Source organism: Pseudomonas sp. B707, assembly GCF_022496685.1.
In the GTDB taxonomy this organism is placed as follows: domain Bacteria; phylum Pseudomonadota; class Gammaproteobacteria; order Pseudomonadales; family Pseudomonadaceae; genus Aquipseudomonas; species Aquipseudomonas paraglycinae.
Genome location: NZ_WTVE01000026.1, coordinates 135,886 through 159,440, shown reverse-complemented (window position 1 = coordinate 159,440; position 23,555 = coordinate 135,886). Strand labels below are relative to the sequence as shown.

Sequence of the window (23,555 nt, the reverse complement as noted above, 5' to 3'; positions counted from 1 at the left end):
CGAACACCCTGGTAGCAACGTTTTTTTGTGAGTGGACCGTTCAGCCTTCGCCGAAGTTGTAGGTCATCGTACAACTTAAAAGATAACCGTCAACTGCATTTCATCGCTGGAGGGCATTTTTTGTCGGACAAGATTTCTTTTTGACGTAGGAGATTTCTCGACTAGGCTCGATTTAACTGTATATGCATACAGTTAAATAGGAACCCACCGACGACATATCAAGGAGAAAGAAATGTCCGGTCAACTAACAAAATGCCTTGAAAAACCCACACCGGTCATCGCCCGTTTCGATGACCTTTTCACCCCCGGCGGCATCGCCTTCAGTGCCGAAAATCCGCATCTGTTGCTGCACATCGCCGACTCGCACAGCGATGTCGAACCCGTGACCGCCCTGACCGCTCAAGCCTTGAAAGGCAAACCGCAGTTACGCTTCGAAGGCGCAGAACACACGGCTATCGGCGACAACACCCGGCTGCGCTTTATTGAAAGCGCCGAGCCGGTGCTCGCGCAAAATGTGCCGCTGCATCTGCCGAACGGGTTGGCGCTGACCTACGGCCAGGTGCTGGCGCTGGGTGGTGATTTCTATGGAATCGTCGACCGTCCGATCAATGAAGGGTCGACTTCGGCCGATCGCCTTCAGCGCTTCACGGCGGCCTTCGACAGCCTCGCCGCGCTGACGGCCTCGAAGACCGAGGCGACGCAAATTCTCGCGATCATGCAAAAAGAGATCGACGCGGTTAAACAGGCGATCAAGGACGGCAAGCAACCCCATGAGGCTTATGACGCTTTGGGAGATACGTTGTCGGAAGAGTGGAACAAGATCACCGGCGGCGGCAGTTTCGTTTCGGCGCTGTTCCCGCTCGGTCGCTACCTGAAACTGGCCGCGAACAACGCCGACCACTTCGGCGAATGGGCTCGCCAAGCCTACATCGCCGGCCACACCGCCGCCCTGCAAACCGCTGCAGCCGCCCACGCCAGTCAGGACGAACTGCGACTGGAACGGGCCTACGCGATGAACGCGTTCGCCGACCACTACCTCACCGACCTTTTTTCTTCCGGGCATTTGCGGGTGCCGCGCAAGGCCATGGCCGCCGCCGTGACACCTAGCGACCTGGGTTCACTCATCACTCGCTTCATGCACGACGAAGACAGCAAGTTTGGCCTCAAGGTGCGTAATGGCCATGGCGAGCAATGGCGGGCGTTCGGCGACAAGCGCTACTTCGACGCCACGGACGCCGACAACCGCAATCAGGTGACTCTCGCGGTGCAGGATTCGGCAGACGAGGTGTATGCCGCGTATTCCAGCGGTAATGTGCCAACCACCTTCAACGCGCTGCAACGGCTGCCGGATCTGACGGCCGTGCTGGATCCGGCCAACAACTTCTCGCCACTGTTCCGCCTTCAGGACAACAAAGTGCTGCGGCGCAAGGACGTCAACAACCTCAACGACAATGCCACCGTCGACGACTGGTGGGGCTGGAGCACTTACCTGCTGCTCAAGGACTATCACCCAAGCGGCAACACGAATTAAGGAGCGATTCGATGACGATTAAATTGAAACTGGAACTGGCCTCGGGCCAATCGATGAAAGGTGCGCCGCTGCAACTGCTGCGCGACGGCGTGGCCATCGCCCGCACGTCGGTGGATGCTCAGGGCCAGGCGACCTTCGACGTCAGGCCCGGCCCAGGCAAACTCGCGGTCAGGGTGGATCGTTCGATTCTGCCCCGCAGTTGAAATGCCCGGACAAGATTGCCCCGGCGCGCCTCACCGATTCGCCGGGTAAAGTGCGACGACTGCCGCGAAGGATCGCGGCAGATCTTTCAAGGAGAACAAAGCATGACGTTTGCCGCTGCACACCTTCCGCAATTCCCCGACCATGCCAGCGACTCGATCATCCTGCGGCTGTCGACGCTGGATGACGACCTGATCGTTCAGGTACCCGATGGCCAGAACACACCGCCGAACTGGGATGTGTACCCGATCCTCGGCGATGATCCGGAAGAGCCTGAATGGCAGGGTTTGTCGGAGCCGACCGGCGTCTGGGATGACGCACTGGATGACATGGTCGGCCTGACCGGGATTGAACTGAGCATCCCCAGATTCGAACTGGAAAAGTACCTGAACAGTACCGTTGAGCTGCGCTACAAGTTTGCTGATGAGTCCAGTCTGGAGCCGTGTTCGGAGCCGTTGAAACTCTACATCGAAGCCTGATCGTGACGCGCGGCGGAATCAATTACGACCGCTTGTCGCCACTGTCATTTCTGACAGTGGCGCTCCGCCCCTCAAGAACGCTCAACTTACGGAGTAAAAAACGATTGCACTTACCCCTACCAGGAGAGTTTGTCATGCAAAAACTTGCCGCAGCAGAAGCACCTCAGGCGCCGAATGGAGTGCTGGACACCCAGAAACTGAGTGGTGCTTTTCTCCTCGATTTCTTTTATGAAGAGAAAGCAGCAAACCAACAGATCGACATAACAATTGAAGTTAAGCCTGACCGTTTTAGCATCCCTATAGAAAAGCACGCTAGATTTACGACGTTCATAGCCGAAAAGGAACAGTTCTCTCTGGGTTCAAAAAGCCTGTTCGACTATCAATTCAAAAATGGGTCCGCAGTTATCCACTTCATCGCAACAATAAACGGAACTCCACAACAGTCAGACACGTTAGAGCTGTCTATCGTCGACACCATATGACGTTTTCCCGCCCCTTCGGAGTTCAACCCTGCGCCTGCGCCTCTTCATGGGCCTGACGCAGCCGTTCGCGGCTGTTGGTCAGGTGCAGGCGCATGGCCGCGCGGGCGGCATCGGAATCCTGACGGGCGATGGCGTCGTAGATTTCCTCGTGCTCGCGGCTCAGGCGATTCATGTAGTGCTGCTGATCGTCATGGGCCAGGCGCGCCGAGTTCAGCCGCGTGCGCGGAATGATGCTGGTGCCCAGGTGGGTCATGATGTCGGTGAAGTAGCGGTTGCCGGTGGACAATTACCTGAACCGTACCGTTGAGCTGCGCTACAAGTTTGCAGACGAGGCCAGTCTTGAGCCTTGCTCGGAACCACTGCTTCTGCACATCGAAAGCTGAATCACCATCAACCACTCGTCGAAACTGTTATTTCTTACAGGTGCGGCCACCAACCAATCCAGCCCTAATACTCTTGGCGTCATCACCCGACGCCAACGGCCAAGAGCCGGAACATACACTTTTCGATTGCAATGACAAAAGGACTTACATCATGACCGCACAACAAAGTGTCGTAGCCGCACCTGACTTGGAAGAGGCAGTTAAAGGAGTCGCTTACATTGAGAAGCTGAGTGATCCAACTCCCGCTTCAGTGTCCCAATACTTTGAAGCAGCAATCGGCGACGTGATCGAGATGCTCGTCAGCACCTCGACCGGAAGCAATTGGAGTTCTAAATACACACTGAGCCAGCCATTATTCCCTGTCACCTTTGACATTCCAAAAAGCACGTTTGCCAATAACCTGGTGTCGGGAGCTACGGCTAATTTGCGCTACACGATTGCTAAAACCGGCAGCCCGGATGTAGTCACCTCCCCGACTTTGACAGTACGCCTCGAACCGTAATCAACCCTCAACCCTGAGCCTGCGCCTCTTCATGGGCCTGACGCAGCCGTTCGCGGCTGTTGGTCAGGTGCAGGCGCATGGCCGCGCGGGCGGCATCGGAATCCTGACGGGCGATGGCGTCGTAGATTTCCTCGTGCTCGCGGCTCAGGCGATTCATGTAGTGCTGCTGATCGTCATGGGCCAGTCGCGCCGAATTCAGCCGCGTGCGCGGAATGATGCTGGTGCCCAGGTGGGTCATGATGTCGGTGAAATAGCGGTTGCCGGTGGACAGCGCGATTTGCAGATGGAACTGGAAGTCCGACGCCACTGCATCGCTGGCGTGGGCCACGCTGTCATTCAGCGCATCAAGGGCCGCGCGCATCGCAGCAAGTTGCTCGGTGCTGCGGCGCTGCGCGGCAAGGCCGGCGGATTCGACTTCGAGGCTGATACGCAATTCGAGAATGGCCAACACGTCACGCAGGGTGACCACGGTGGCCGGGTCGATCCGGAAGCCGCTCGGGCTCGGGGTGTCGAGCACGAAGGTGCCGATGCCATGACGGGTTTCCACCTGCCCCGCCGCCTGCAAACGGGAAATCGCCTCGCGCACCACGGTGCGGCTGACGCCATGGGCTTCCATGATCGCCGACTCGGTGGGCAACTTGTCGCCGCGCTTGAGCAGACCGTCGCGGATCTGCTCGGTCAGCACCGTCACCAGTTCCTGAGCCAGGCTGCGACGCTTGCGGGGGAAGCGCGGGGTGTCGATCGGGTTTTCCATGATCTGCGTTTGTCTCGAAAAATCGGCTTGAGGGGCATCATAGCGCAAGCGGGTTGTACGATCACTTAGTGCATCATCCTGTGAGAGCGAGCTTGCTCGCTCCCACAGGATGATGTGTTATCAGGCCGTGACGGTCTGTTCCACCAAGTGCCCGCCATCGATCCGCACATGCCGTGGATGGAAACGCTTGAGGCTGCTGCGATGGCCGACGCTGACGATGCTCAGGCCCGGCAACTGGTCAATCAACGCCTGATACAGCGTGGCTTCGTCTTCTTCATCCATCGCCGACGTCGCTTCGTCCATGTACAGCCATTGCGGTGCATAGAGCAGCGCGCGGGCGAAGGCCAGACGTTGCTGTTCACCCGGCGAGAGCATGCGCTGCCAGTGATTGGCCTCGTCCAGTCGAGCCACCAGATGCGGCAAACGGCAGGTTTCCAGCACTTGTGCATAACGCTCGGGCGCGTAGGTGTCGCCCGGTTGTGGATAACTCAAGGCGTCGCGCAGGGTGCCGATCGGCAGATACGGTTTCTGTGGCAAGAACAGATAACGCGAAGCCGGCAATCGAATACTGCCGTGCCCGGCCGGCCACAAATGGCCCATCGCCCGCAGCAGCGTGGATTTACCGCTGCCGGAGCGGCCACTGAGCATCACCCGCTCGCCCTGCTCCACGGTCATGTCTGCACTGGTCAGCAGGTGACGACCGTCAGCCAGATCGAGGCCCAGGTTATGAACCTTCAGCTCATTGCCCTGATTCTGCACATCAATGGCCGGTGCGCGTTCTTCGTTGTCGGTCATCGCCTGACGGAAGCTCAGCAGACGATCACACGTGGCGCGCCATGCGGCGAGATCCGAATACGCGTTGATGAACCAGCTGAAGTTCTCCTGCACGTTGCCGAATGCCGAGTTGATCTGCATCAGCTCACCGAGCTCGATCTTGCCGGTCAGGTAACGCGGGGCCGCGACGATGAACGGGAAGATGATTGCGATCTGGCCGTAACCGGAGGTGAAGAACGTCAGGCGCTTGGACACGCGCATGATGTCCCAGAAGTTGTGCCAGACCAGACCGAAGCGATTGCTCAAACGCCGATTCTCGTTCGGTTCGCCGTTGTACAGCGCAATGCTCTCGGCATTCTCACGTACTCGCACCATGGAGAAACGCAGGTCGGCCTCGAAGCGTTGTTGTTGGTTGTTCAGGCCGATCAGGCGTCGACCGATCAGGTGCGTCAGCCAGCTGCCGACCGCCGCGTACAGCAGCGCACACCAGAACATGTAGCCGGGAATCTCGATGCCGAACACCTCGATGCTGCCGGACACGCCCCACAGAATGATAGAGAACGACACCAGGCTGACCACCGTGCGGATCAGGCCCAACGCGAGACTCAAGGTGTTGCTGGTGAAGGTGTTGAGGTCTTCGGAAATCCGCTGGTCAGGGTTGTCGGTGTAACCGCCCTGCTCCAGCTGGTAATAGTTTTTGTGCCCGAGCCAGCGCTTGAAATGGTTCTCGGTGAGCCATGCCCGCCAACGGATGGTCAGCATCTGCGTCAGGTACAGGCGATACACGGCGCCGAGGATTGCCACCGCCGCAATGCCGCAGAAATACAGGATCAACTGCCAGAATGCCGCCTCATCCTTCTTTTGCAGGGCGTTATAGAAATCCTTGTACCAACTGTTGATCCACACCGAGATCGCCACGCTGAACAACGTCAGCGCGATCACGGCGATCAGCAACGTCCAGGCCTTGCCCTTCTCTTCGCTGCGCCAGTAAGGCGTGGTCATGGCCCACACCTTGCGAAAAAACTGCCCGCGCACAGTATCGTTGACCGCGGAATATTCAGCGTTCTGATTCATGGAAAAGGCTCGATAAAGAAAAGAACAGACACGCACCGATCATAGATGATCGGTGCGCTTTATCGCGAGGGCTGGCGATGGTCGTTCAGCGCAGGTTCAGCGACGAACCGGGCGCTTCTGCAATTTGCGCTGCAGGGTGCGGCGGTGCATGCCCAGGGCGCGGGCCGTGGCGGAGATGTTGCCTTCGTGCTCGGTCAGCACACGCTGGATGTGCTCCCATTGCAGGCGATCCACCGACATCGGGTTTTCCGGCACCAGGCTGTCGAGGTCAGCGTGTTCGGACAGCAGCGCTGCCAGCACATCGTCGGCGTCGGCCGGTTTGCACAGGTAATTGCAGGCGCCGCGCTTGATCGCTTCAACCGCGGTGGCAATGCTCGAGTAACCGGTGAGGATCACCACGCGCATTTCCGGGTCCAGCTCCAGCAGCTTCGGCAGCAGGACCAGACCGGAGTCGCCGTCCATTTTCAGGTCCAGCGCGGCGTAGTCCGGCAGATCGGCCTGAGCGATGGTCAGGCCTTCCTCGGCGGAACCGGCGGTGCTGACGCGGAAACCACGGCGGGCCATGGCACGGGCCATCACCCGGGTGAAGGTCGCGTCGTCATCGACCAGCAGCAAATGCGGCAGTTCTTCGCCTTCGACTTGGATTTCGTCACTCATGTTGCTCTCCTCGGGCGCCGTGGGGCAGGCGCAGCTCGGTGAGCGTGCCGCCTTCCTCATGACTATAGAGTTTCACTGAGCCGCCGGCGCGTGTCACGCTGGCCTTGCTCAAAAACAGGCCCAGGCCGAAACCTTTGCCCTTGGTGGTAAAAAACGGTTTGCCGATCTGCTCGGCGATGGCCAGCGGCACACCGGCGCCATGGTCGCGGATGCTGATGGTCAGGTCTTCGGCGGTCCAGTCCAGGGTCACCTGAAGGTTTTCCGGGCAGGCGTCGGCGGCGTTGTTCAACAGATTCAACAAGGCCTGGGTCAGATCCGGCGGCGGCGCTACACGCGGCAACGGGCCCTGGCCAAGACGCTGGAAGCGATAACTGGCCTCCGGGCGCATCAGGTGCCAGCGATTGAGCGCCTCGTCGAGCCACTCGGTAACGTCCTGCATCTCCACCGCCATCCGGCGATTGGCCTCGGCGGCGCGCACCAGTTGTTGCAGAGTCTCCTTGCAGAGCTTCACCTGATCCTTCAACACCTTCAGGTCTTCCTGCAGCATTGGATCGGGGTGATCCTGCTGCATTTCGTTGAGCAACACGCTCATGGTCGCCAGCGGCGTGCCCAATTCATGGGCGGCGCCAGCGGCCTGAGTCGCGACGGCCAGCAATTGCTGATCGCGCAGGCCTTCTTCCCGGCGGATCGCGCGCAACTCTTCCTGCCGCCGCAGCTCTTCAGCCATCCGCGCGGCGAAAAACGTAATCACCGCTGCTGCAAGAGCGAAGCTCAGCCACATGCCGTAGATCTGCAGGTTCTCCCGGGCCACCGGCAGGGTTTCCAGCGGATAGAAGTGCGTCAGCATCAATGTGTACAAGGCCAGCGCAATACCGGACAGCACCACCGAATACCGCCATGGCAGCGTCACCGCAGCGATGGTCAGCGGCACCAGATAATACGAAACGAACGGGTTGGTCGAACCACCGGAGAAATATAGCAAGGCACTGTGGATAACCAGGTCGCAGGCCAGTTGCAACGCATATTCGAGCTCGGTGACCGGCCACGAAGTGCGCAGGCGCACGGCGGTGAACACACACAGCAGAATCGAACAGCCGAGGGTCATCACCAGTTGCACCCACGGCAACGGCAACAGATCCAGCCAGTAGGCCAGGCCCACGGAGCCGGCCTGCGCGGCGAGCACCAGGGTGCGGATGAAAGTCAGCCGCCAGAGGTTCTGGCGAGTGGCGGAAGTCAGTTGTACGGGGGCGAGCATGAGCTCTCCTGATGAGCGCTCCAGGCGGATCGCACGGAGTATAACCAAGGCGCGGGCTTGAGAGGCGAAAGTGCGGCAAACAACCACACCCAAAAGCAGTTGCAAGTTGCGAGCTTCAAGCTACGAGCAAAAGCTTGCGGCTTGCAGTTTGAATCTCGTCGCTGGCCTTGTCATCTGTATAGAAGTTGTAACTGGGCGAACCGGATCATAAAAGCTAGAGTCTGATGGTTTCACGCAGGCCCCCGAACCACCACCTGCGCCCTCATCAAGGAGCTTTCATGCACACATTTCGCCGCAGCGCCGCCCTTCTCGCCCTGACCGTCGGCAGCATCGCCAGCCTTCCGGCCCTGGCCGCCGATGAGCTGCACTACAACCAGATTTCCCTGCGCGCCGAAGTCAGCCAGGAAGTGGCCCGCGACCTGATGATCGTGACCCTCTACACCGAAGAACAGAACACCGACCCAGCCAAACTCGCCGCCGACGTCAGCACCACCATGAACAAGGCCCTGGCCCAGGCCAAGCAGGTCAAAGACATCACCCTGCGCCAGGGCAGCCGCAACAGCTACCCGATCTACGACACCAAGGGCCAGAAAATCACCGGCTGGCGCGAACGCGCCGAACTGCGCCTGGAAAGCGCCGACTTCGCCGCCCTGTCCAAACTCACTGGCGAGCTGCTGACCGACCTGAAAATGGGCGGCATGGACTTCGCCATCGCCGACCCGACCCGCAAGGCCAGCGAGGACCAACTGCTGAAAGAAGCCGTCACCGCCTTCAAGGCCCGCGCCCAACTGGCCACCGACGCCCTGGGCGGCAAGGGTTACAAAATCGTCAGCCTGAACCTCAACAGCAACGGCTTCCCACAACCGTACATGCGCGCCCCGATGATGATGAAAGCCGCCGGCATGGACGCAGCACCGGTCACGCCTGAAGTCGAAGCCGGCACCAGCCAGGTCAGCCTGACCGCTGATGGCTCGATTGAAGTGTTGATGCAGTGATTGAATGACGACTGAATGAAAAACCGGCGATCAGTGATGATCGCCGGTTTTTTTATACCTGGGATTTGTGTTGTCAGGTTTGCGGATCAACCCGGTCCAGCGCGCAGTTCACTGCAAGCTCGGCCAGCATGACGATCTGCTGGATACCGAGCGCCGTACTGCGCTGCGGGCCCGAAAGCTCATTGGCGAAATTGCTCGCGATGGTACTGGCCGAGGCCAGGGATTCGCAGGCATTGGCCAGCAGGCTTTCGGTGTCGACGTTGGGCGTGACCATGTACATCGTGCTCGGGCGCGGTTTGGAAGGGTTGGGGCACAGGTAATAGTCGAGGGCGCGTTTGATGGCTTCGCGGTTGCGGGCGAGGTCTTCGGCGCGTATGGCTTCTTCGAGTGGGGTGGGTGATTCGAGGGGTGGGTCGGGGACAACCTTGTTCATTGATTAACTCCTTGCTGACTTGAAGCCACCAAATGCCGTTCTCACGCGGCGAAGAGGTGGCAGCTATGTGCGGGGTGAGAAACCGGGCAAGGAGATTCCGGCCAGACCGAAGTCTGCCCGCACACGGCCGCCATAAATCAATTACAGGCAGCAGAAAAGCTGGCGGCAATTATGGTCGGACTGGCGTTCGAATAACACTCGCTTGCCTGGGTTCTCACACCCAATCACAGAGTTTTCTGCGACAACCAAAGACTAGGGATCGTGGTTCCGACGGACAACCTGAAAAACTTGTGGGAAGGTTCGGTGAATCCCACACATCTTTAAACATCCGAAAATGGAACGCGGAGCGTCCCGGGCTACATTCCCACGCGGAGCGTGGGAACGATCAAAAGCTGCCCTCTCCCGGAGGGAGAGGGAACTGACCGCGTCGTTTAAATGAAATACGCCGACGTGAGATATCGAAGGTGAATTCAAAATCCGAAAAGCACACAAACCGCTCTAGCTGTTGCCCCACCACCACTCAACAGGATGAGCGTTAGCTCGGCTGCAGCTTTTGATCTTGATCCACGGGCGACGTCGGAAGGCTGAGTGGAGGGATTTATCCGGGGGTGGGAGCGCAGCGACCGTGCGGCGAAGCCGCATGCATCGAGAGGAGGTGCAGCGAAGCAAACCGGAGGCGATGCCCCCGGATGAATCCCGTAACGAAGGAACCCCGAGCCCCAGCGAGGGGCCGAACGCAGGAGCAAGCGTTTTTGGTTACTTTTTAGGCGTTTGTAAAAAGTGACCCGCCGTAAGGGCGGAACCATAAGAAGCCGTTACCGCAGCAACGGATATACACCCAATCACCCCAGATATACCGAGATAGACGCATCCCTTCAAAAAACGATATTTCCGATCCCCCTCAAATCCCCGCTAACCTCAAACAACAACCACCTCAAAACCCACGGGCCAGACATGCAAAGATCCACCCTAAAACCACTCCTGATCACCCTGGCCCTGACCGCCATAACCCCAATCGCCAACGCCGCAACAACCCTGGTCTACTGCTCCGAAGCCAGCCCCGCCGGCTTCGACCCCAGCCAATACACCAGCGGCACCGACTTCGACGCCTCCGCCGAAACAGTCTTCAACCGCCTCACCCAATTCAAACGCGGCGGCACCGAAATCGAACCCGGCCTGGCGACCAATTGGGACGTAAGCCCGGATGGCCTCCAATACACCTTCCACCTGCGCCAAAACGTAAAATTCCACACCACCGACTACTTCACCCCCACCCGCACCTTCAACGCCGACGACGTCCTGTTCACCTTCCAGCGCCTGCTCGATCCGGAGAACGCCTTCCGCAAGGCCTACCCCGCCGAATCCCCGTACTTCACCGACATGGGCCTGAACACCACGATTAAATCCGTGGAAAAGCTCGACGAAAACACCGTGCGCTTCAACCTGAACAACGTCGACGCCGCCTTCGTGCAAAACCTCGCCATGAGCTTCGCCTCGGTGCAATCGGCCGAATACGCCGCCCAATTGCTGAAGGAAGGCAAAGCAGCAGACCTCAACCAGAAACCGGTCGGCACCGGCCCGTTCGTGTTCAAGCGCTATCAGAAGGACGCGCAGATCCGCTACGCGGCGAACAAGGACTACTGGAAACCCGAGGACGTGAAGCTCGACAACCTGGTGTTCTCGATCACCCCGGATGCCGCCGTTCGCCTGCAAAAGCTCAAGACCGGCGAATGCCAGGTCAGCGGCTACCCGCGCCCGGCCGACATCGAAGTGATGGAAAAAGACCCGAATCTGCGGGTGCTGAAACAGGCCGGTTTCAACCTCGGCTTCCTCGCCTACAACACCACCCATCCGCCGCTGGATCAGCTCAAAGTGCGCCAGGCACTCGATATGGCCATCGACAAACCGGCGATCATCAAAGCGGTTTATCAGAGTGCCGGGCAGCTCGCGCAGAACGCCTTGCCGCCAGCGCAATGGTCGTTCGACCCGAACATAAAAGACGCGCCGCACGACCCTGCAAAAGCCAAGGCGCTACTCAAGGAAGCCGGGGTTGCACCCGGTACAACCATCAACCTCTGGGCCATGACCGTGCAACGCGCCTCGAACCCGAATGCGCGGATGTCGGCACAGATGATCCAGCAGGATTGGGAGAAGATCGGTATCAAGGCCAACATCGTCAGCTATGAATGGGGCGAGTACATCAAGCGCGCCAAGAACGGCGAACACGACGCGATGATCTACGGCTGGACCGGTGACAACGGCGACCCGGACAACTGGCTGGGCGTGCTTTACAGCTGCGCGGCGGTGAACGGCAGCAACTACGCCAAATGGTGCGATCCGGCCTACGACAAGCTGGTACAGCAGGCCAAGGTATCCAGCGATAAATCGCAACGGGTAAAACTGTATCAACAGGCGCAACTGATCCTTAAACAGCAGGTGCCAATCACGCCGATCGCCAACTCCAAGGTGTTCCAGCCGCTGCGCAAGGAAGTCACTGACTTCAAGATCAGCCCGTTCGGTCTAACCCCCTTCTATGGCGTGGGTATAAATAAGTAACACCCGGCCCCAATCCGGCGCGCACAACGTGACCAACGCACCGTTTTGGGGCTTCGTTTGCACCGTAAAAACCGTCCGCAAACGGTCAAATGCGTCAGAAGTTATACGGATGCGACATTAAGGTACGTTCGTGCCACGCTTTGACGCCGCCGAGCGCTCTGGATCTTGCATTGGGTATGGGCCCTGCATAAGTATCCGCAGGCACGACTCACGAGGTCGTACCTCACAACTAAAAAATGACAACAAATCATGAGGCCAACATGCTTAAACACGCGGTCATTCCGTTTTTAGTCGGCGCAGGCTTGTTAGCCTCCGCACCTTTCGCCACCGCTGCGACTAACCTGGTGTTCTGCTCCGAAGGCAGCCCGGCCGGTTTCGATCCAGGCCAATACACCACCGGAACCGACTTCGACGCCTCAGCCGAAACCATGTTCAACCGTCTGACCCAGTTCGAGCGTGGCGGTACCGCCGTGATTCCTGGTCTGGCGACCAAGTGGGACATTTCTGATGACGGCCTGACTTACACCTTCCACCTGCGTGAAGGCGTCAAGTTCCACACCACCCCGTATTTCAAGCCGACTCGTGAGTTCAACGCCGACGACGTGCTGTTCACCTTCAATCGCATGATTAACAAGGATGACCCGTTCCGTAAGGCGTACCCGACCGAATTCCCGTACTTCACCGACATGGGGATGGACACCAACATCACCAAGATCGATAAAGTCGACGACCACACCGTCAAGTTCACTCTGAAAGAAGTCGACGCCGCGTTCATCCAGAACATGGCCATGAGCTTCGCGTCGATCCAGTCCGCCGAGTACGCAGCCCAGCTGCTGAAAGAAGGCAAGGCTGCCGACATCAACCAGAAGCCGATCGGCACTGGTCCGTTCGTGTTCAAGAGCTACCAGAAAGACTCCAACATCCGCTACACCGGGAACAAGGACTACTGGAAGCCTGAAGACGTGAAGATCGACAACCTGATCTTCGCCATCACCACCGACCCGTCGGTACGTATCCAGAAGCTGAAAAAGAACGAGTGCCAAGTCACCCTGTTCCCTCGTCCGGCCGACCTCGCGGCACTGAAAGCCGATCCTACGCTGAAGATGCCTGACCAGGCTGGTTTCAACCTGGGCTACATCGCCTACAACGTGATGGACAAGGTCAAGGGTAGCAACGAGCCGAACCCGCTGGCTGACCTGCGCGTGCGTCAGGCACTTGACATGTCGGTGAACAAGCCACAGATCATCGACTCGGTTTACCAGGGTGCGGGCCAACTGGCCGTCAACGCCATGCCGCCGACCCAGTGGTCCTACGACACCACCATCAAGGACGCCAAGTACGATCCTGAGAAAGCCAAACAGCTGCTCAAGGAAGCCGGCGTCAAGGAAGGTACCGAGATCGTCCTGTGGGCGATGCCGGTTCAGCGTCCGTACAACCCGAATGCCAAACTGATGGCCGAAATGCTCCAGTCCGACTGGAAGAAAATCGGTCTGAACGTGAAGATTCAGAGCTACGAGTGGGGCGAGTACATCAAGCGTTCCAAAGGTGGCGAGAACCAGGGCATGCTGATTGGCTGGAGCGGTGACAATGGTGATCCGGACAACTGGCTCAACGTGTTGTTTGGTTGCGACTCCCTGAGTGGCAACAACTTCTCCAAATGGTGCGACAAGAAATTCGACGGCCTCGTGAAAGAAGCCAAGCGCACCACTGACCAGGCCAAGCGCACCGAACTCTACAAAGAGGCGCAGCACGTCCTCAAAGATGCAGTCCCTATGACACCTATCGCTCACTCGACGGTGTATCAACCCATGCGCGCCAACGTGCAGGACTTCAAGATCAGCCCATTCGGCTTGAACTCCTTCTACGGCGTCAGCGTCAGCAAATAAAAGAAGCAGCGGCGACGTGTTCAGCGTCGCCGCTGTTTTTTTTGCCGAGAAGTCAGGAATTTGCCTACAACCTTTTCCGCCCCGTCTTACTGGGTTGGTTCAGGACGTGTTGCCTTTTCCTACGAGTCTTTAGGACTCAGCGCATTTACTGCCAGACCCACGGCCCCTACCGTCGGGTTCTGACCAGTGACTGCGTGGGCTATCGGTTTTGCTGCCGTATTGGTTTGAGCTCAATGCCGCCACCACATCCCTGGACGGGATCGCGGCGCATTGAAAAACACTAAAAAAAGAGGGAGCGTCATGCGCCATACCTTGGTTTTTTCCGCATTGCTGGGCGCCGGCCTGTTGGCCGCCACGTCCGCCAGTGACGCCGCCAGCAACAGTCTGGTGTTCTGCTCCGAAGGCAGTCCGGCCGGTTTCGATACCGCGCAGTACACGACAGCGACCGATAACGACGCCGCCGAACCGCTGTACAACCGACTGGCCGAGTTCGAAAAAGGCGCGACCAATGTCGTACCGGGCCTGGCAACCAGCTGGGATATTTCCGAGGATGGTCTCAAGTACACCTTTCACCTGCGTGAAGGTGTGAAGTTTCATACAACGCCATACTTCAAACCTACACGCGATCTAAACGCCGACGACGTGCTGTTCACGTTTAACCGCATGCTCGATCCGCAACAGCCATTCCGTAAGGCTTATCCGACCGAGTTCCCGTATTTCAACGGGATGAGCCTCAACAAGAACATCGCCAAGGTCGAAAAGACCGGGCCGCTGACCGTGCAGTTCACGCTCAACAGCGTCGACGCCGCGTTCATCCAGAACATCGCCATGAGCTTCGCCGCCATCCTGTCTGCCGAATACGCCGACAAGCTGCTGGCCGAGGGCAAGCCGAGCGACATCAACCAGAAGCCGATCGGCACTGGGCCGTTCGTGTTCAAGAGCTACCAGAAAGACTCGAACATCCGCTACACCGGCAACCCGCATTACTGGGATCAGAGCCGGGTGAAGCTGAAGAACCTGATTTTCGCGATCAATACCGACGCTTCGGTACGTGTGCAGAAGCTCAAGGCCGGTGAATGTCAGGTCACCCTGCACCCGCGTCCGGCCGATGTGCCGGCACTGAAGAACGACCCGAAACTGCAATTGATCGAGAAACCAGGCTTCAACCTCGGCTATATCGCCTACAACGTGCGTCACAAGCCGTTCGACCAGCTCGAAGTACGCCAGGCGCTGGACATGGCAGTGAATAAACAGGGGATTCTCAACGCTGTTTATCAAGGCGCCGGCCAACTGGCCGTCAACGCCATGCCGCCGACCCAATGGTCCTACGACGACACCATCAAGGACGCCGCCTACAACCCGGAAAAAGCCAAAGAGCTGCTCAAGGCTGCCGGCGTCAAGGAAGGCACCGAGATCACCCTCTGGGCGATGCCGGTACAACGTCCGTACAACCCGAACGCCAAACTGATGGCCGAGATGCTCCAGGCCGACTGGGCCAAGATCGGTCTGAAAGTGAAAATCGTCAGCTACGAATGGGGCGAGTACATCAAGCGCACCAAGAATGGCGAGCACGACATCAGCCTGATCGGCTGGACCGGTGACAACGGGGATCCGGACAACTGGCTCGGCACGCTCTACAGCTGCGACGCCATCGGCGGCAACAACTACTCCATGTGGTGCGATCCGGCTTACGACAAGCTGATCAAACAGGCGAAGGTCGTCACCGACCGCGACCAGCGCACCGTGCTCTACAAACAGGCCCAGCAACTGCTCAAGCAGCAGGTGCCGATCACGCCTGTCGCTCACTCGACGGTCAACCAGCCACTGAGCACCAAAGTCGAAGGGTTCAAGGTGAGCCCGTTCGGTCGCAACGTTTTTTCGGGTGTCAGCATCGATTAAACAAAAAACCGATTAGCCGCAATGCTGAGGGGGCCGTCTACCCCCTCACGCAAGCGCTTTGCCGAAACTCGCCTATCAGGCCTTTTGCAAACGTTTGCGATGTGTGAATGAGTTCTAAACCAATAACCGGCCAACCCAAAAAAGCCGGCATAAAAAGAAAGTAAAGGAGCTTCACCCATGAAACTGAGCAGCACCGCGATACTGGCCCTGGCCATCAGCAGCATCACCGCCACGGCGTACGCAGAACCTGCAAGTCAGGAGTTCGTCCCTACCACATTGGCCGGCAGCAGCGCCCAAAGCGAGGCCAAAGGCTTTATCGATGGACAAAGCCTGGGCGGCACAACGCGTAACTGGTATGCCAACGAACTGCGTCGTCGTGACGACAGTTTCAGTTACGTGAAAAACAGCGACAAAGACACCTCGCCAGTGGTCAGAACAAAGACCCCGCGTCGTATCAACTGGGTTCAGGGCACCATCGTCAACTACACCTCGGGCTTCACCCAAGGCACCGTTGGCGTGAGCACTGAAGTGGCCGCTTACAACGCCATCGTTCTCGACCGTGACCGCAAGGATATCGCCGGCGGCTCCAACCGCACCCTCGCCCATTCCGACGGTGATGCGGTCGACCAGTGGAGCAAACTGGGTCTGGCTAACGTCAAGTTCCGCGTGTCGAACACCACGTTGACCGCAGGTCGCCAGAACTTCAGCACGCCGATTGTCGATGTTATCGGCAACCGTCCGCTGCCTTCGAGCTTTGAAGGGATCAGTCTGCATAGCGAGGAGTTGAACAACCTGTCGTTCGACCTCGCCGGTTTCGACCGCGTCTCGCCACGTACCGAGCAGAGCCTGTCGAAATTCCGTTCCGAATACGGCGCCAACGGCGAAGAAACCGACAAGGTCTACACCGCGGGCGTGAACTATCAGCCGCTCAAAAGCCTGAAAACCAGCCTGTACGTCGCCAACGTCGAAGACTTCTGGAATCAGTACTACTTCGGCGGTACCCACGAACTGGGTGACAGCCAGGTCCTGAGCCTGACCACCGGTCTGAACTACTACAAGACCGTCGACGAAGGCAAAAAACTGATGGGCAACATCGACAACGATACCTACTCGTTGTCCCTCGGCCTGACTCACCAGGCCCACAGCCTGACCTTCTCGTACCAGCAAGTGAACGGTAACGAGTACTTCGACTACCTGCATGAAACCAACGGCATCTACCTGGCCAACTCCCTGCTGTCGGACTTCAACGGCCCGAACGAGAAATCCTTCCAGATCGCCTACGGCATCAACATGGCCGAATACGGCGTACCAGGCCTGAAGTTCAACATCTATCAGGCTCGCGGCTGGGGCATTGACGGTACTCACTACCGTGGCACGGCTTACACCATTCCAGATGACAAGCGCGGCGACCTGAGCCTGATGGACGGCGAATCGCACTACGAATACGGCATCGGTGCTTCCTACGCCGTGCAGAGCGGCCCGCTCAAGGCCACTGCGATTCGCGCGACGTACACCACTCACCGCGCCAGCGAACACCAGGCTGACGGCAACATCAACGAGTTCCGTCTCGTGACCACCATTCCATTCAACATCCTGTAAAAACCGCCAGCCGACGGCTGACTCAGTGACGAGTCGGCCGTTCGGCTTTTTGTCTTCAACCGATTGCAGAGGGTTCTTGATGAAAATGCTTCCCCTACGTGCGGCCATCGCGGCTGCGTTGCTGAGTGTCGCTGTCGGCGTCTCGGCCAAACCCTTGGTGGTCTGCACCGAAGCCAGCCCGGAAGGCTTCGATATGGTCCAGTACACGACTGCAGTCACTGCCGACGCGGTGGCCGAAACCATCTTCAACCGTCTGGCGGACTTCAAGCCCGGCACCACCGAAGTGATTCCGGCGCTGGCCGAGTCCTGGGACATCAGCGAAGACGGCCTGACCTACACGTTCCACCTGCGCAAAGGCGTCAAGTTTCACACCACCGAATATTTCAAGCCGACCCGCGACATGAACGCCGACGACGTGGTCTGGAGTTTCCAGCGTCAGCTGGATCCGAATCACCCGTGGCACAAGCTGTCGAGCGTGGGCTTCCCGTACTTTGAAAGCATGGGCTTCAAGGAACTGCTGAAAGGCGTCGAGAAAGTCGACGACAACACCGTCAGGTTCACCCTGACCCGCCGCGAAGCGCCGTTCCTGGCCGACATCGCCATGGCATTCTCCTCGATCTATTCGGCCGAATACGCCGACCAGTTGCTCAAGGCCAACAAGACCGGCGACCTGAACAGCAAACCGGTCGGCACCGGCCCGTTCATCTTCCAGCGTTACGCGAAAGACGCCCAGGTACGCTTCAAGGCCAACCCGGACTACTTCCGCGGCAAGGCGCCGGCTGACGCGCTGATCCTGGCGATTGCCACCGACAACAACGTGCGTTTGCAGAAGCTCAAGGCCAATGAGTGCCAGATCGCGCTGTATCCGAAACCGGATGACATCCCGAGCATCAAGAAAGACAGCAACCTGAAAGTCGATGAAATGGACGCGATGACCGTCTCGTACATCGCCATGAACACCCAGCACAAGTACATCAGCGACGTGCGGGTGCGCAAAGCGATCGACATCGCCTTCGACAAGGAAGCCTACGTCAACGCCCTGTTCGGCAAAGGCAACGCCAGCGTGGCGGTCAACCCGTACCCGCCGACCCTGCTGGGCTACAACCACGAGCTGAAAAACCCGCCACGAGACCTCGACAAGGCCCGCGCCCTGCTCAAGGAAGCCGGTGTACCGGAAGGCACCACGTTCACTCTGTTCACCCGCAACGGCGGCGGCCCGACCAACCCGAACCCGATGCTCGGCGCGCAGATGATGCAGGCCGACCTGGCGAAAGTCGGGATCAAGATCGACATCCGCGTGATGGAATGGGGCGAGATGCTCAAACGCGCCAAGGCCGGCGAGCACGACATGGTTTCGGCCGGATGGGCGGGCGACAACGGCGACCCGGATAACTTCCTGACGCCTATGCTCAGTTGCGAAGCGGCCAAGAACGGCGAAAACTACGCTCGCTGGTGCAACGAGAAATTCCAGGCCCTGCTCGACGAAGCACGGGCTAAAGTAGATCCGGCCGAACGCGCCAGGCTGTATGAAGAGGCGCAAGTCATCTTCAATCAGGACCAACCGTGGATCAGCATGGCCCACACCCGCATGTTCACCGCAATGCGCAACAACGTAGAGGGTTATCACATCAGCCCTCTGACAACCAATAACTTCGCCACCACCCAGGTGAAGTAGATAAGAAACTCCCGAAGTCCCTGACCCCAGGGACTTCGGGCACGCCTAACCGGCTGATGAGGTACCACACACGATGTTTAGTTTTATTGCCCGCCGACTGGGGTTGTTGATCCCCACGTTTTTCGGCATCACCTTGCTGACTTTCGCGTTGATTCGCATGATTCCCGGCGACCCCGTGGAAGTGATGATGGGCGAACGTCGGGTCGACCCCGAAATGCACGCTCAGGCAATGGAACGCCTCGGTCTGAACAAACCGCTGTACGCCCAGTACCTGGACTACATCGGCAAACTGGCCCACGGCGATCTCGGCGAATCCCTGCGCACCCGTGAGAGCGTATGGACCGAGTTCACCTCCCTCTTCCCGGCGACCCTGGAACTGTCCATGGCCGCCCTGCTGTTCGCCGGCATCCTGGGCCTCCTGGCCGGGGTGATCGCGGCCCTCAAGCGAGGATCCCTGTTCGACCACGGGGTGATGGGCATCTCCCTCGCGGGCTACTCGATGCCGATTTTCTGGTGGGGTCTGATCCTCATCATGTTCTTCTCGGTGAGCCTGGGCTGGACCCCGGTGTCCGGGCGGATCGACCTGCTTTACGACATCGAGCCGCGCACCGGTTTCATGCTGATCGACACCCTGCTGGCCGATGACATGGGCGCCTTCCTCGATGCCCTGCACCACCTGATCCTGCCGGCCATCGTGCTGGGTACCATTCCGCTGGCGGTGATCGCGCGGATGACCCGTTCGTCGATGCTCGAAGTACTGCGTGAAGACTACATCCGCACCGCCAAGGCCAAAGGCCTGTCGCCGTCGCGCGTGGTGTTCGTGCACGGCCTGCGCAACGCGCTGATCCCTGTACTGACCGTGGTCGGCCTGCAAGTCGGCACCCTGCTGGCCGGTGCGGTCCTGACCGAAACCATCTTCTCCTGGCCCGGCATCGGTAAATGGCTGATCGAAGCCATCGGCGCCCGAGACTACCCGGTTGTGCAAAACGGCATCCTGTTAATCGCCTGCCTGGTGATTCTGGTCAACTTCGTGGTGGACATCCTCTACGGCTTTGCCAACCCACGCATCCGTCATCAGCGCTGAGGTCAATACCCATGAGCACTCCAACTTCCTCAGTAGTCACCGCCGCCACCGCCGTGGATCAAAGTCTGCTGTACCCGTCCCCGTACAAAGAGTTCTGGCAGGCCTTCGCCAAGAACAAGGGCGCCGTCGCCGGCCTGCTGTTCATGCTGCTGGTGATTTTCTGCGCGATCTTCGCGCCGTGGGTCGCCCCGCATAACCCGAGCGAGCAATACCGCGACTTCCTGCTGACGCCGCCGGCGTGGCTCGAAGGCGGGCAGATGCAGTTCCTGCTCGGCACCGATGAACTGGGTCGCGACCTGCTGTCGCGCCTGATCCAGGGTTCGCGCCTGTCGCTGCTGATCGGTCTGTCGTCGGTGGTGATGTCGCTGATCCCGGGGATCCTGCTGGGTCTGTTCGCCGGTTTCTTCCCGAAAGTGGTCGGCCCGACCATCATGCGTCTGATGGACATCATGCTGGCCCTGCCGTCGCTGCTGCTGGCCGTGGCGATCGTCGCCATCCTCGGCCCAGGCCTGATCAACACCGTGATCGCGATTGCCGTGGTGTCCTTGCCGTCCTACGTGCGTCTGACCCGTGCCGCCGTGATGGGTGAGCTGAACCGCGACTACGTGACCGCCGCGCGCCTGGCCGGTGCCGGTCTGCCACGCCTGATGTTTATCACCGTGCTGCCGAACTGCATGGCACCGCTGATCGTTCAGGCGACCCTGAGCTTCTCCTCGGCGATCCTCGATGCCGCCGCCCTGGGCTTCCTCGGCCTCGGCGTCCAGCCGCCAACCCCCGAGTGGGGCACCATGCTGGCTTCGGCCCGCGACTACATCGAACGCGCCTGGTGGGTGGTGAGTCTGCCTGGTTTGACCATTTTGCTCAGCGTGCTGGCAATCAACTTGATGGGCGACGGCCTGCGCGATGCGCTGGACCCGAAACTCAAGAACGCCGCCTGAGGAGATTCCCATGTCACTGTTAGAAATCAAGAATCTCAACGTTCGCTTCGGCGACAAGAACGCCACCCCGGTCGTCGACGGCCTCGACCTGAAAGTCGACAAGGGCGAAGTCCTGGCGATCGTGGGCGAGTCGGGTTCCGGCAAGTCCGTGACCATGATGGCGCTGATGGGCCTGATCGAGCACCCAGGCATCGTCACCGCCGACTCGCTGAGCTTCGACGGCAAGAACATGCTCAAGCTGAACAACCGCCAGCGTCGGCAGATCGTCGGCAAAGACCTGGCGATGGTGTTCCAGGACCCGATGACCGCGCTGAACCCGAGCTACACCGTCGGTTTCCAGATCGAAGAAGTGCTGCGCCTGCACCTGAAAATGTCCGGCAAGCAAGCGCGTAAACGTGCGATCGAACTGCTGGAAAAAGTCGAAATCCCGGGTGCCGCCAGCCGTATGGACGCCTATCCGCACCAACTGTCAGGCGGCATGAGCCAGCGTGTGGCGATTGCCATGGCGATTGCCGGCGAGCCGAAACTGCTGATCGCGGACGAGCCGACCACTGCACTCGACGTGACGATTCAGGCGCAGATCATGGACCTGCTGCTGGCGTTGCAGAAAGAGCAGAACATGGGCCTGGTGCTGATCACCCACGACCTCGCCGTGGTAGCCGAAACCGCCCAGCGCGTGTGCGTGATGTACGCCGGTCAAGCCGTTGAAGTCGGCCAGGTGCCGCAGCTGTTCGACATCCCGGCCCACCCGTACAGCGAAGCGCTGCTCAAGGCGATTCCGGAACACAGCCAAGGGGCCGAGCGTCTGGCCACACTGCCGGGCATCGTTCCCGGCCGTTACGACCGCCCGCAAGGCTGCCTGCTGTCGCCGCGCTGCCCGTACGTCCAGGACAGCTGCCGCGCGCAGCGTCCGACCCTTGACCCGAAAAGCCACAGCCTCGCCCGCTGCTTCTATCCGTTGAACCAGGAGGTGGCGTAATGGCCGTCGTACTTACCGCCCGCGACCTGACCCGTCACTACGAAGTCTCCCGTGGCCTGTTCAAGGGCCACGCCACCGTGCGCGCCCTCAACGGCGTGTCGTTCGAGCTGGAAGCCGGCAAGACCCTCGCCGTCGTCGGTGAATCGGGCTGCGGCAAATCCACCCTCGCCCGCGCCCTGACCCTGATCGAGGAGCCGTCATCCGGCTCGCTGAAAATCGCCGGGCAGGAAGTGGCCGGCGCCGACAAGGCCCAGCGCAAGCAACTGCGCAAAGACGTGCAGATGGTGTTCCAGAGCCCATACGCATCGTTGAACCCACGGCAGAAAATCGGTGATCAACTGGCCGAGCCGCTGTTGATCAACACCAACCTGTCAGCTGCCGAGCGTCGCGAGAAAGTCCAGGCGATGATGAAGCAGGTCGGCTTGCGTCCCGAGCACTACCAGCGTTATCCGCACATGTTCTCCGGCGGTCAGCGTCAGCGTATCGCGCTGGCCCGCGCCATGATGCTGCAACCGAAAGTGCTGGTGGCGGACGAACCGACCTCGGCGCTGGACGTGTCGATCCAGGCGCAGGTGCTGAACCTGTTCATGGACATGCAGCAGGAGTTCAACACCGGCTACGTGTTCATCTCGCACAACCTGGCGGTGGTGCAGCACGTGGCCGATGACGTGATGGTGATGTACCTCGGTCGCCCGGTGGAAATCGGTCCGAAACACGACATCTATGCCCGTCCTCTGCACCCGTACACCCAGGCGCTGTTGTCGGCGACCCCGACCATCCACCCGGATCCGGACAAGCCGAAAATCAAGATCGTCGGCGAGCTGCCCAACCCGCTGAACCCGCCGCCTGGCTGCGCGTTCCACAAGCGCTGCCCGTACGCCACCGCGCGTTGCAGCAGCGAAGAGCCGGTCCTGCGCCAGCTCGACACGCGTCAGGTTGCCTGTCACTACGCCGAGCAATTCCTCGACGGCGCGGCCTGAAAAAACCCGCCCCGTTTCCCGGGGCGGGTTGTTGATGAGTTGACCAAACCCCTTCTGCCCCGATTGCGCATCGATCGGGAAAGAAGGGGTTTTCTTTTGCGCGGAATCTACGTCTGGCTGTCGCCTTCGTCCGGATCGTCGGTGTCCGGCTCATCGGTGGTCGAGTCGTCATCGTCGGCGCTGCCACCCTGGCCCTGATCGCCCGGCTCGGACTCGGACTTGGCCAGCATCAGCGCGCTGTGCCCCACCTGCCCGCTGGAGGCCTGGGTATCGTGATCCTCGCACTCGGCCCAGGCCGTCGCAGTGCCGAGGGACAGCATCACCATCACTTTCAACAACAGCAGAACGCGTAGCAACCTGTTTTTCATAGTCGATTCCATCCCTTCGCAGGTGAAACACAAATGCCTGGCTGATGCCCTCTGTGAAATCTAGTTCCGAA

Annotated in this window: 21 protein-coding genes and 1 pseudogene; 15 read left to right on the top strand and 7 right to left on the bottom strand. The window is 59.4% G+C overall.

The window, feature by feature from the left end:
• The first annotated feature begins 232 nt into the window (after positions 1–232).
• From GQX66_RS15570 to GQX66_RS15555, 4 genes are all read left to right on the top strand, one after another.
• Positions 233–1,531 (top strand): phospholipase, encoded by a 1,299-nt coding sequence (locus GQX66_RS15570; protein WP_240869966.1) that lies wholly within the window; start codon positions 233–235, stop codon positions 1,529–1,531.
• An 11-nt stretch (positions 1,532–1,542) separates the two neighbouring features.
• On the top strand, positions 1,543–1,734 hold the full coding sequence (locus tag GQX66_RS15565) for a hypothetical protein (RefSeq protein ID WP_085746911.1): 192 nt from the start codon (positions 1,543–1,545) through the stop codon (positions 1,732–1,734).
• Positions 1,735–1,836: 102 nt separating this feature from the next.
• Positions 1,837–2,211: a hypothetical protein gene (locus GQX66_RS15560; protein WP_085746910.1), complete on the top strand. Its 375-nt coding sequence runs from the start codon at positions 1,837–1,839 to the stop codon at positions 2,209–2,211.
• Positions 2,212–2,345: 134 nt separating this feature from the next.
• Complete coding sequence (locus GQX66_RS15555; protein WP_085746909.1) at positions 2,346–2,693, top strand: hypothetical protein; 348 nt, start codon at positions 2,346–2,348, stop codon at positions 2,691–2,693.
• Between the two features lie 22 nt (positions 2,694–2,715).
• Here the strand turns inward: GQX66_RS15555 and GQX66_RS15550 are convergent.
• Positions 2,716–2,979 (bottom strand): annotated as a pseudogene (locus GQX66_RS15550) (FCD domain-containing protein); the annotation flags it as partial.
• 248 nt (positions 2,980–3,227) lie between these two features.
• On the opposite strand from GQX66_RS15550, the gene GQX66_RS15545 reads away from it, so the two are divergent.
• On the top strand, positions 3,228–3,578 hold the full coding sequence (locus tag GQX66_RS15545; protein ID WP_085746908.1) for a hypothetical protein: 351 nt from the start codon (positions 3,228–3,230) through the stop codon (positions 3,576–3,578).
• 7 nt (positions 3,579–3,585) lie between these two features.
• Here GQX66_RS15545 and GQX66_RS15540 read toward each other — a convergent pair whose 3' ends face one another.
• From GQX66_RS15540 to GQX66_RS15525, 4 genes are all read right to left on the bottom strand, one after another.
• Positions 3,586–4,332 carry a FadR/GntR family transcriptional regulator gene (locus GQX66_RS15540; protein ID WP_134021858.1) on the bottom strand — a complete coding sequence of 249 codons (747 nt, stop codon included), beginning with the start codon at positions 4,330–4,332 and terminating at the stop codon, positions 3,586–3,588.
• Between the two features lie 120 nt (positions 4,333–4,452).
• A complete protein-coding gene (locus GQX66_RS15535) occupies positions 4,453–6,180 on the bottom strand; it encodes an ABC transporter ATP-binding protein/permease (RefSeq protein WP_236187965.1) in 1,728 nt (575 codons plus the stop codon).
• Positions 6,181–6,276: 96 nt separating this feature from the next.
• On the bottom strand, positions 6,277–6,837 hold the full coding sequence (locus GQX66_RS15530; RefSeq protein ID WP_003221630.1) for a response regulator transcription factor: 561 nt from the start codon (positions 6,835–6,837) through the stop codon (positions 6,277–6,279).
• Complete coding sequence (locus tag GQX66_RS15525; RefSeq protein ID WP_064593366.1) at positions 6,830–8,092, bottom strand: ATP-binding protein; 1,263 nt, start codon at positions 8,090–8,092, stop codon at positions 6,830–6,832. The genes GQX66_RS15530 and GQX66_RS15525 overlap by 8 nt, the downstream gene beginning before the upstream one ends.
• Before the next feature lie 278 nt (positions 8,093–8,370).
• On the opposite strand from GQX66_RS15525, the gene GQX66_RS15520 reads away from it, so the two are divergent.
• Positions 8,371–9,087, top strand: a complete 717-nt coding sequence (locus tag GQX66_RS15520; RefSeq protein WP_102686856.1) for an SIMPL domain-containing protein — start codon at positions 8,371–8,373, stop codon at positions 9,085–9,087.
• A 73-nt stretch (positions 9,088–9,160) separates the two neighbouring features.
• Here the strand turns inward: GQX66_RS15520 and GQX66_RS15515 are convergent, their stop codons facing one another.
• Positions 9,161–9,520: a DUF6124 family protein gene (locus GQX66_RS15515; protein ID WP_240869964.1), complete on the bottom strand. Its 360-nt coding sequence runs from the start codon at positions 9,518–9,520 to the stop codon at positions 9,161–9,163.
• Positions 9,521–10,474: 954 nt separating this feature from the next.
• Here GQX66_RS15515 and GQX66_RS15510 point away from each other — a divergent pair.
• The 9 genes from GQX66_RS15510 (at position 10,475) to GQX66_RS15470 (ending at position 23,116) form a co-directional block, all read left to right on the top strand.
• The gene (locus GQX66_RS15510; RefSeq protein WP_240869962.1) at positions 10,475–12,076 is read left to right on the top strand and encodes an ABC transporter substrate-binding protein; all 1,602 of its coding nucleotides are present in this window, start codon (positions 10,475–10,477) and stop codon (positions 12,074–12,076) included.
• Between the two features lie 260 nt (positions 12,077–12,336).
• Positions 12,337–13,962, top strand: coding sequence for an ABC transporter substrate-binding protein (locus GQX66_RS15505; protein ID WP_085746903.1), 1,626 nt, complete (start codon positions 12,337–12,339; stop codon positions 13,960–13,962).
• A gap of 300 nt (positions 13,963–14,262) precedes the next feature.
• Positions 14,263–15,861: an ABC transporter substrate-binding protein gene (locus GQX66_RS15500; RefSeq protein ID WP_085746902.1), complete on the top strand. Its 1,599-nt coding sequence runs from the start codon at positions 14,263–14,265 to the stop codon at positions 15,859–15,861.
• A 177-nt stretch (positions 15,862–16,038) separates the two neighbouring features.
• Positions 16,039–17,460 carry an OprD family porin gene (locus tag GQX66_RS15495; protein WP_038357507.1) on the top strand — a complete coding sequence of 474 codons (1,422 nt, stop codon included), beginning with the start codon at positions 16,039–16,041 and terminating at the stop codon, positions 17,458–17,460.
• Between the two features lie 79 nt (positions 17,461–17,539).
• Positions 17,540–19,135, top strand: coding sequence for an ABC transporter substrate-binding protein (locus GQX66_RS15490; RefSeq protein WP_240869959.1), 1,596 nt, complete (start codon positions 17,540–17,542; stop codon positions 19,133–19,135).
• 73 nt (positions 19,136–19,208) lie between these two features.
• On the top strand, positions 19,209–20,219 hold the full coding sequence (locus tag GQX66_RS15485; protein WP_007953665.1) for an ABC transporter permease subunit: 1,011 nt from the start codon (positions 19,209–19,211) through the stop codon (positions 20,217–20,219).
• 11 nt (positions 20,220–20,230) lie between these two features.
• The gene (locus GQX66_RS15480; protein ID WP_039769224.1) at positions 20,231–21,157 is read left to right on the top strand and encodes an ABC transporter permease subunit; all 927 of its coding nucleotides are present in this window, start codon (positions 20,231–20,233) and stop codon (positions 21,155–21,157) included.
• Between the two features lie 10 nt (positions 21,158–21,167).
• Positions 21,168–22,136, top strand: coding sequence for an ABC transporter ATP-binding protein (locus GQX66_RS15475; RefSeq protein ID WP_011332433.1), 969 nt, complete (start codon positions 21,168–21,170; stop codon positions 22,134–22,136).
• The gene (locus tag GQX66_RS15470) at positions 22,136–23,116 is read left to right on the top strand and encodes a peptide ABC transporter ATP-binding protein (RefSeq protein ID WP_085746899.1); all 981 of its coding nucleotides are present in this window, start codon (positions 22,136–22,138) and stop codon (positions 23,114–23,116) included. Before GQX66_RS15475 ends, GQX66_RS15470 begins: the two co-directional genes overlap by 1 nt.
• Positions 23,117–23,223: 107 nt before the next feature.
• Here GQX66_RS15470 and GQX66_RS15465 read toward each other — a convergent pair whose 3' ends face one another.
• Complete coding sequence (locus GQX66_RS15465) at positions 23,224–23,484, bottom strand: hypothetical protein (protein ID WP_064384136.1); 261 nt, start codon at positions 23,482–23,484, stop codon at positions 23,224–23,226.
• Positions 23,485–23,555: the final 71 nt, after the last annotated feature.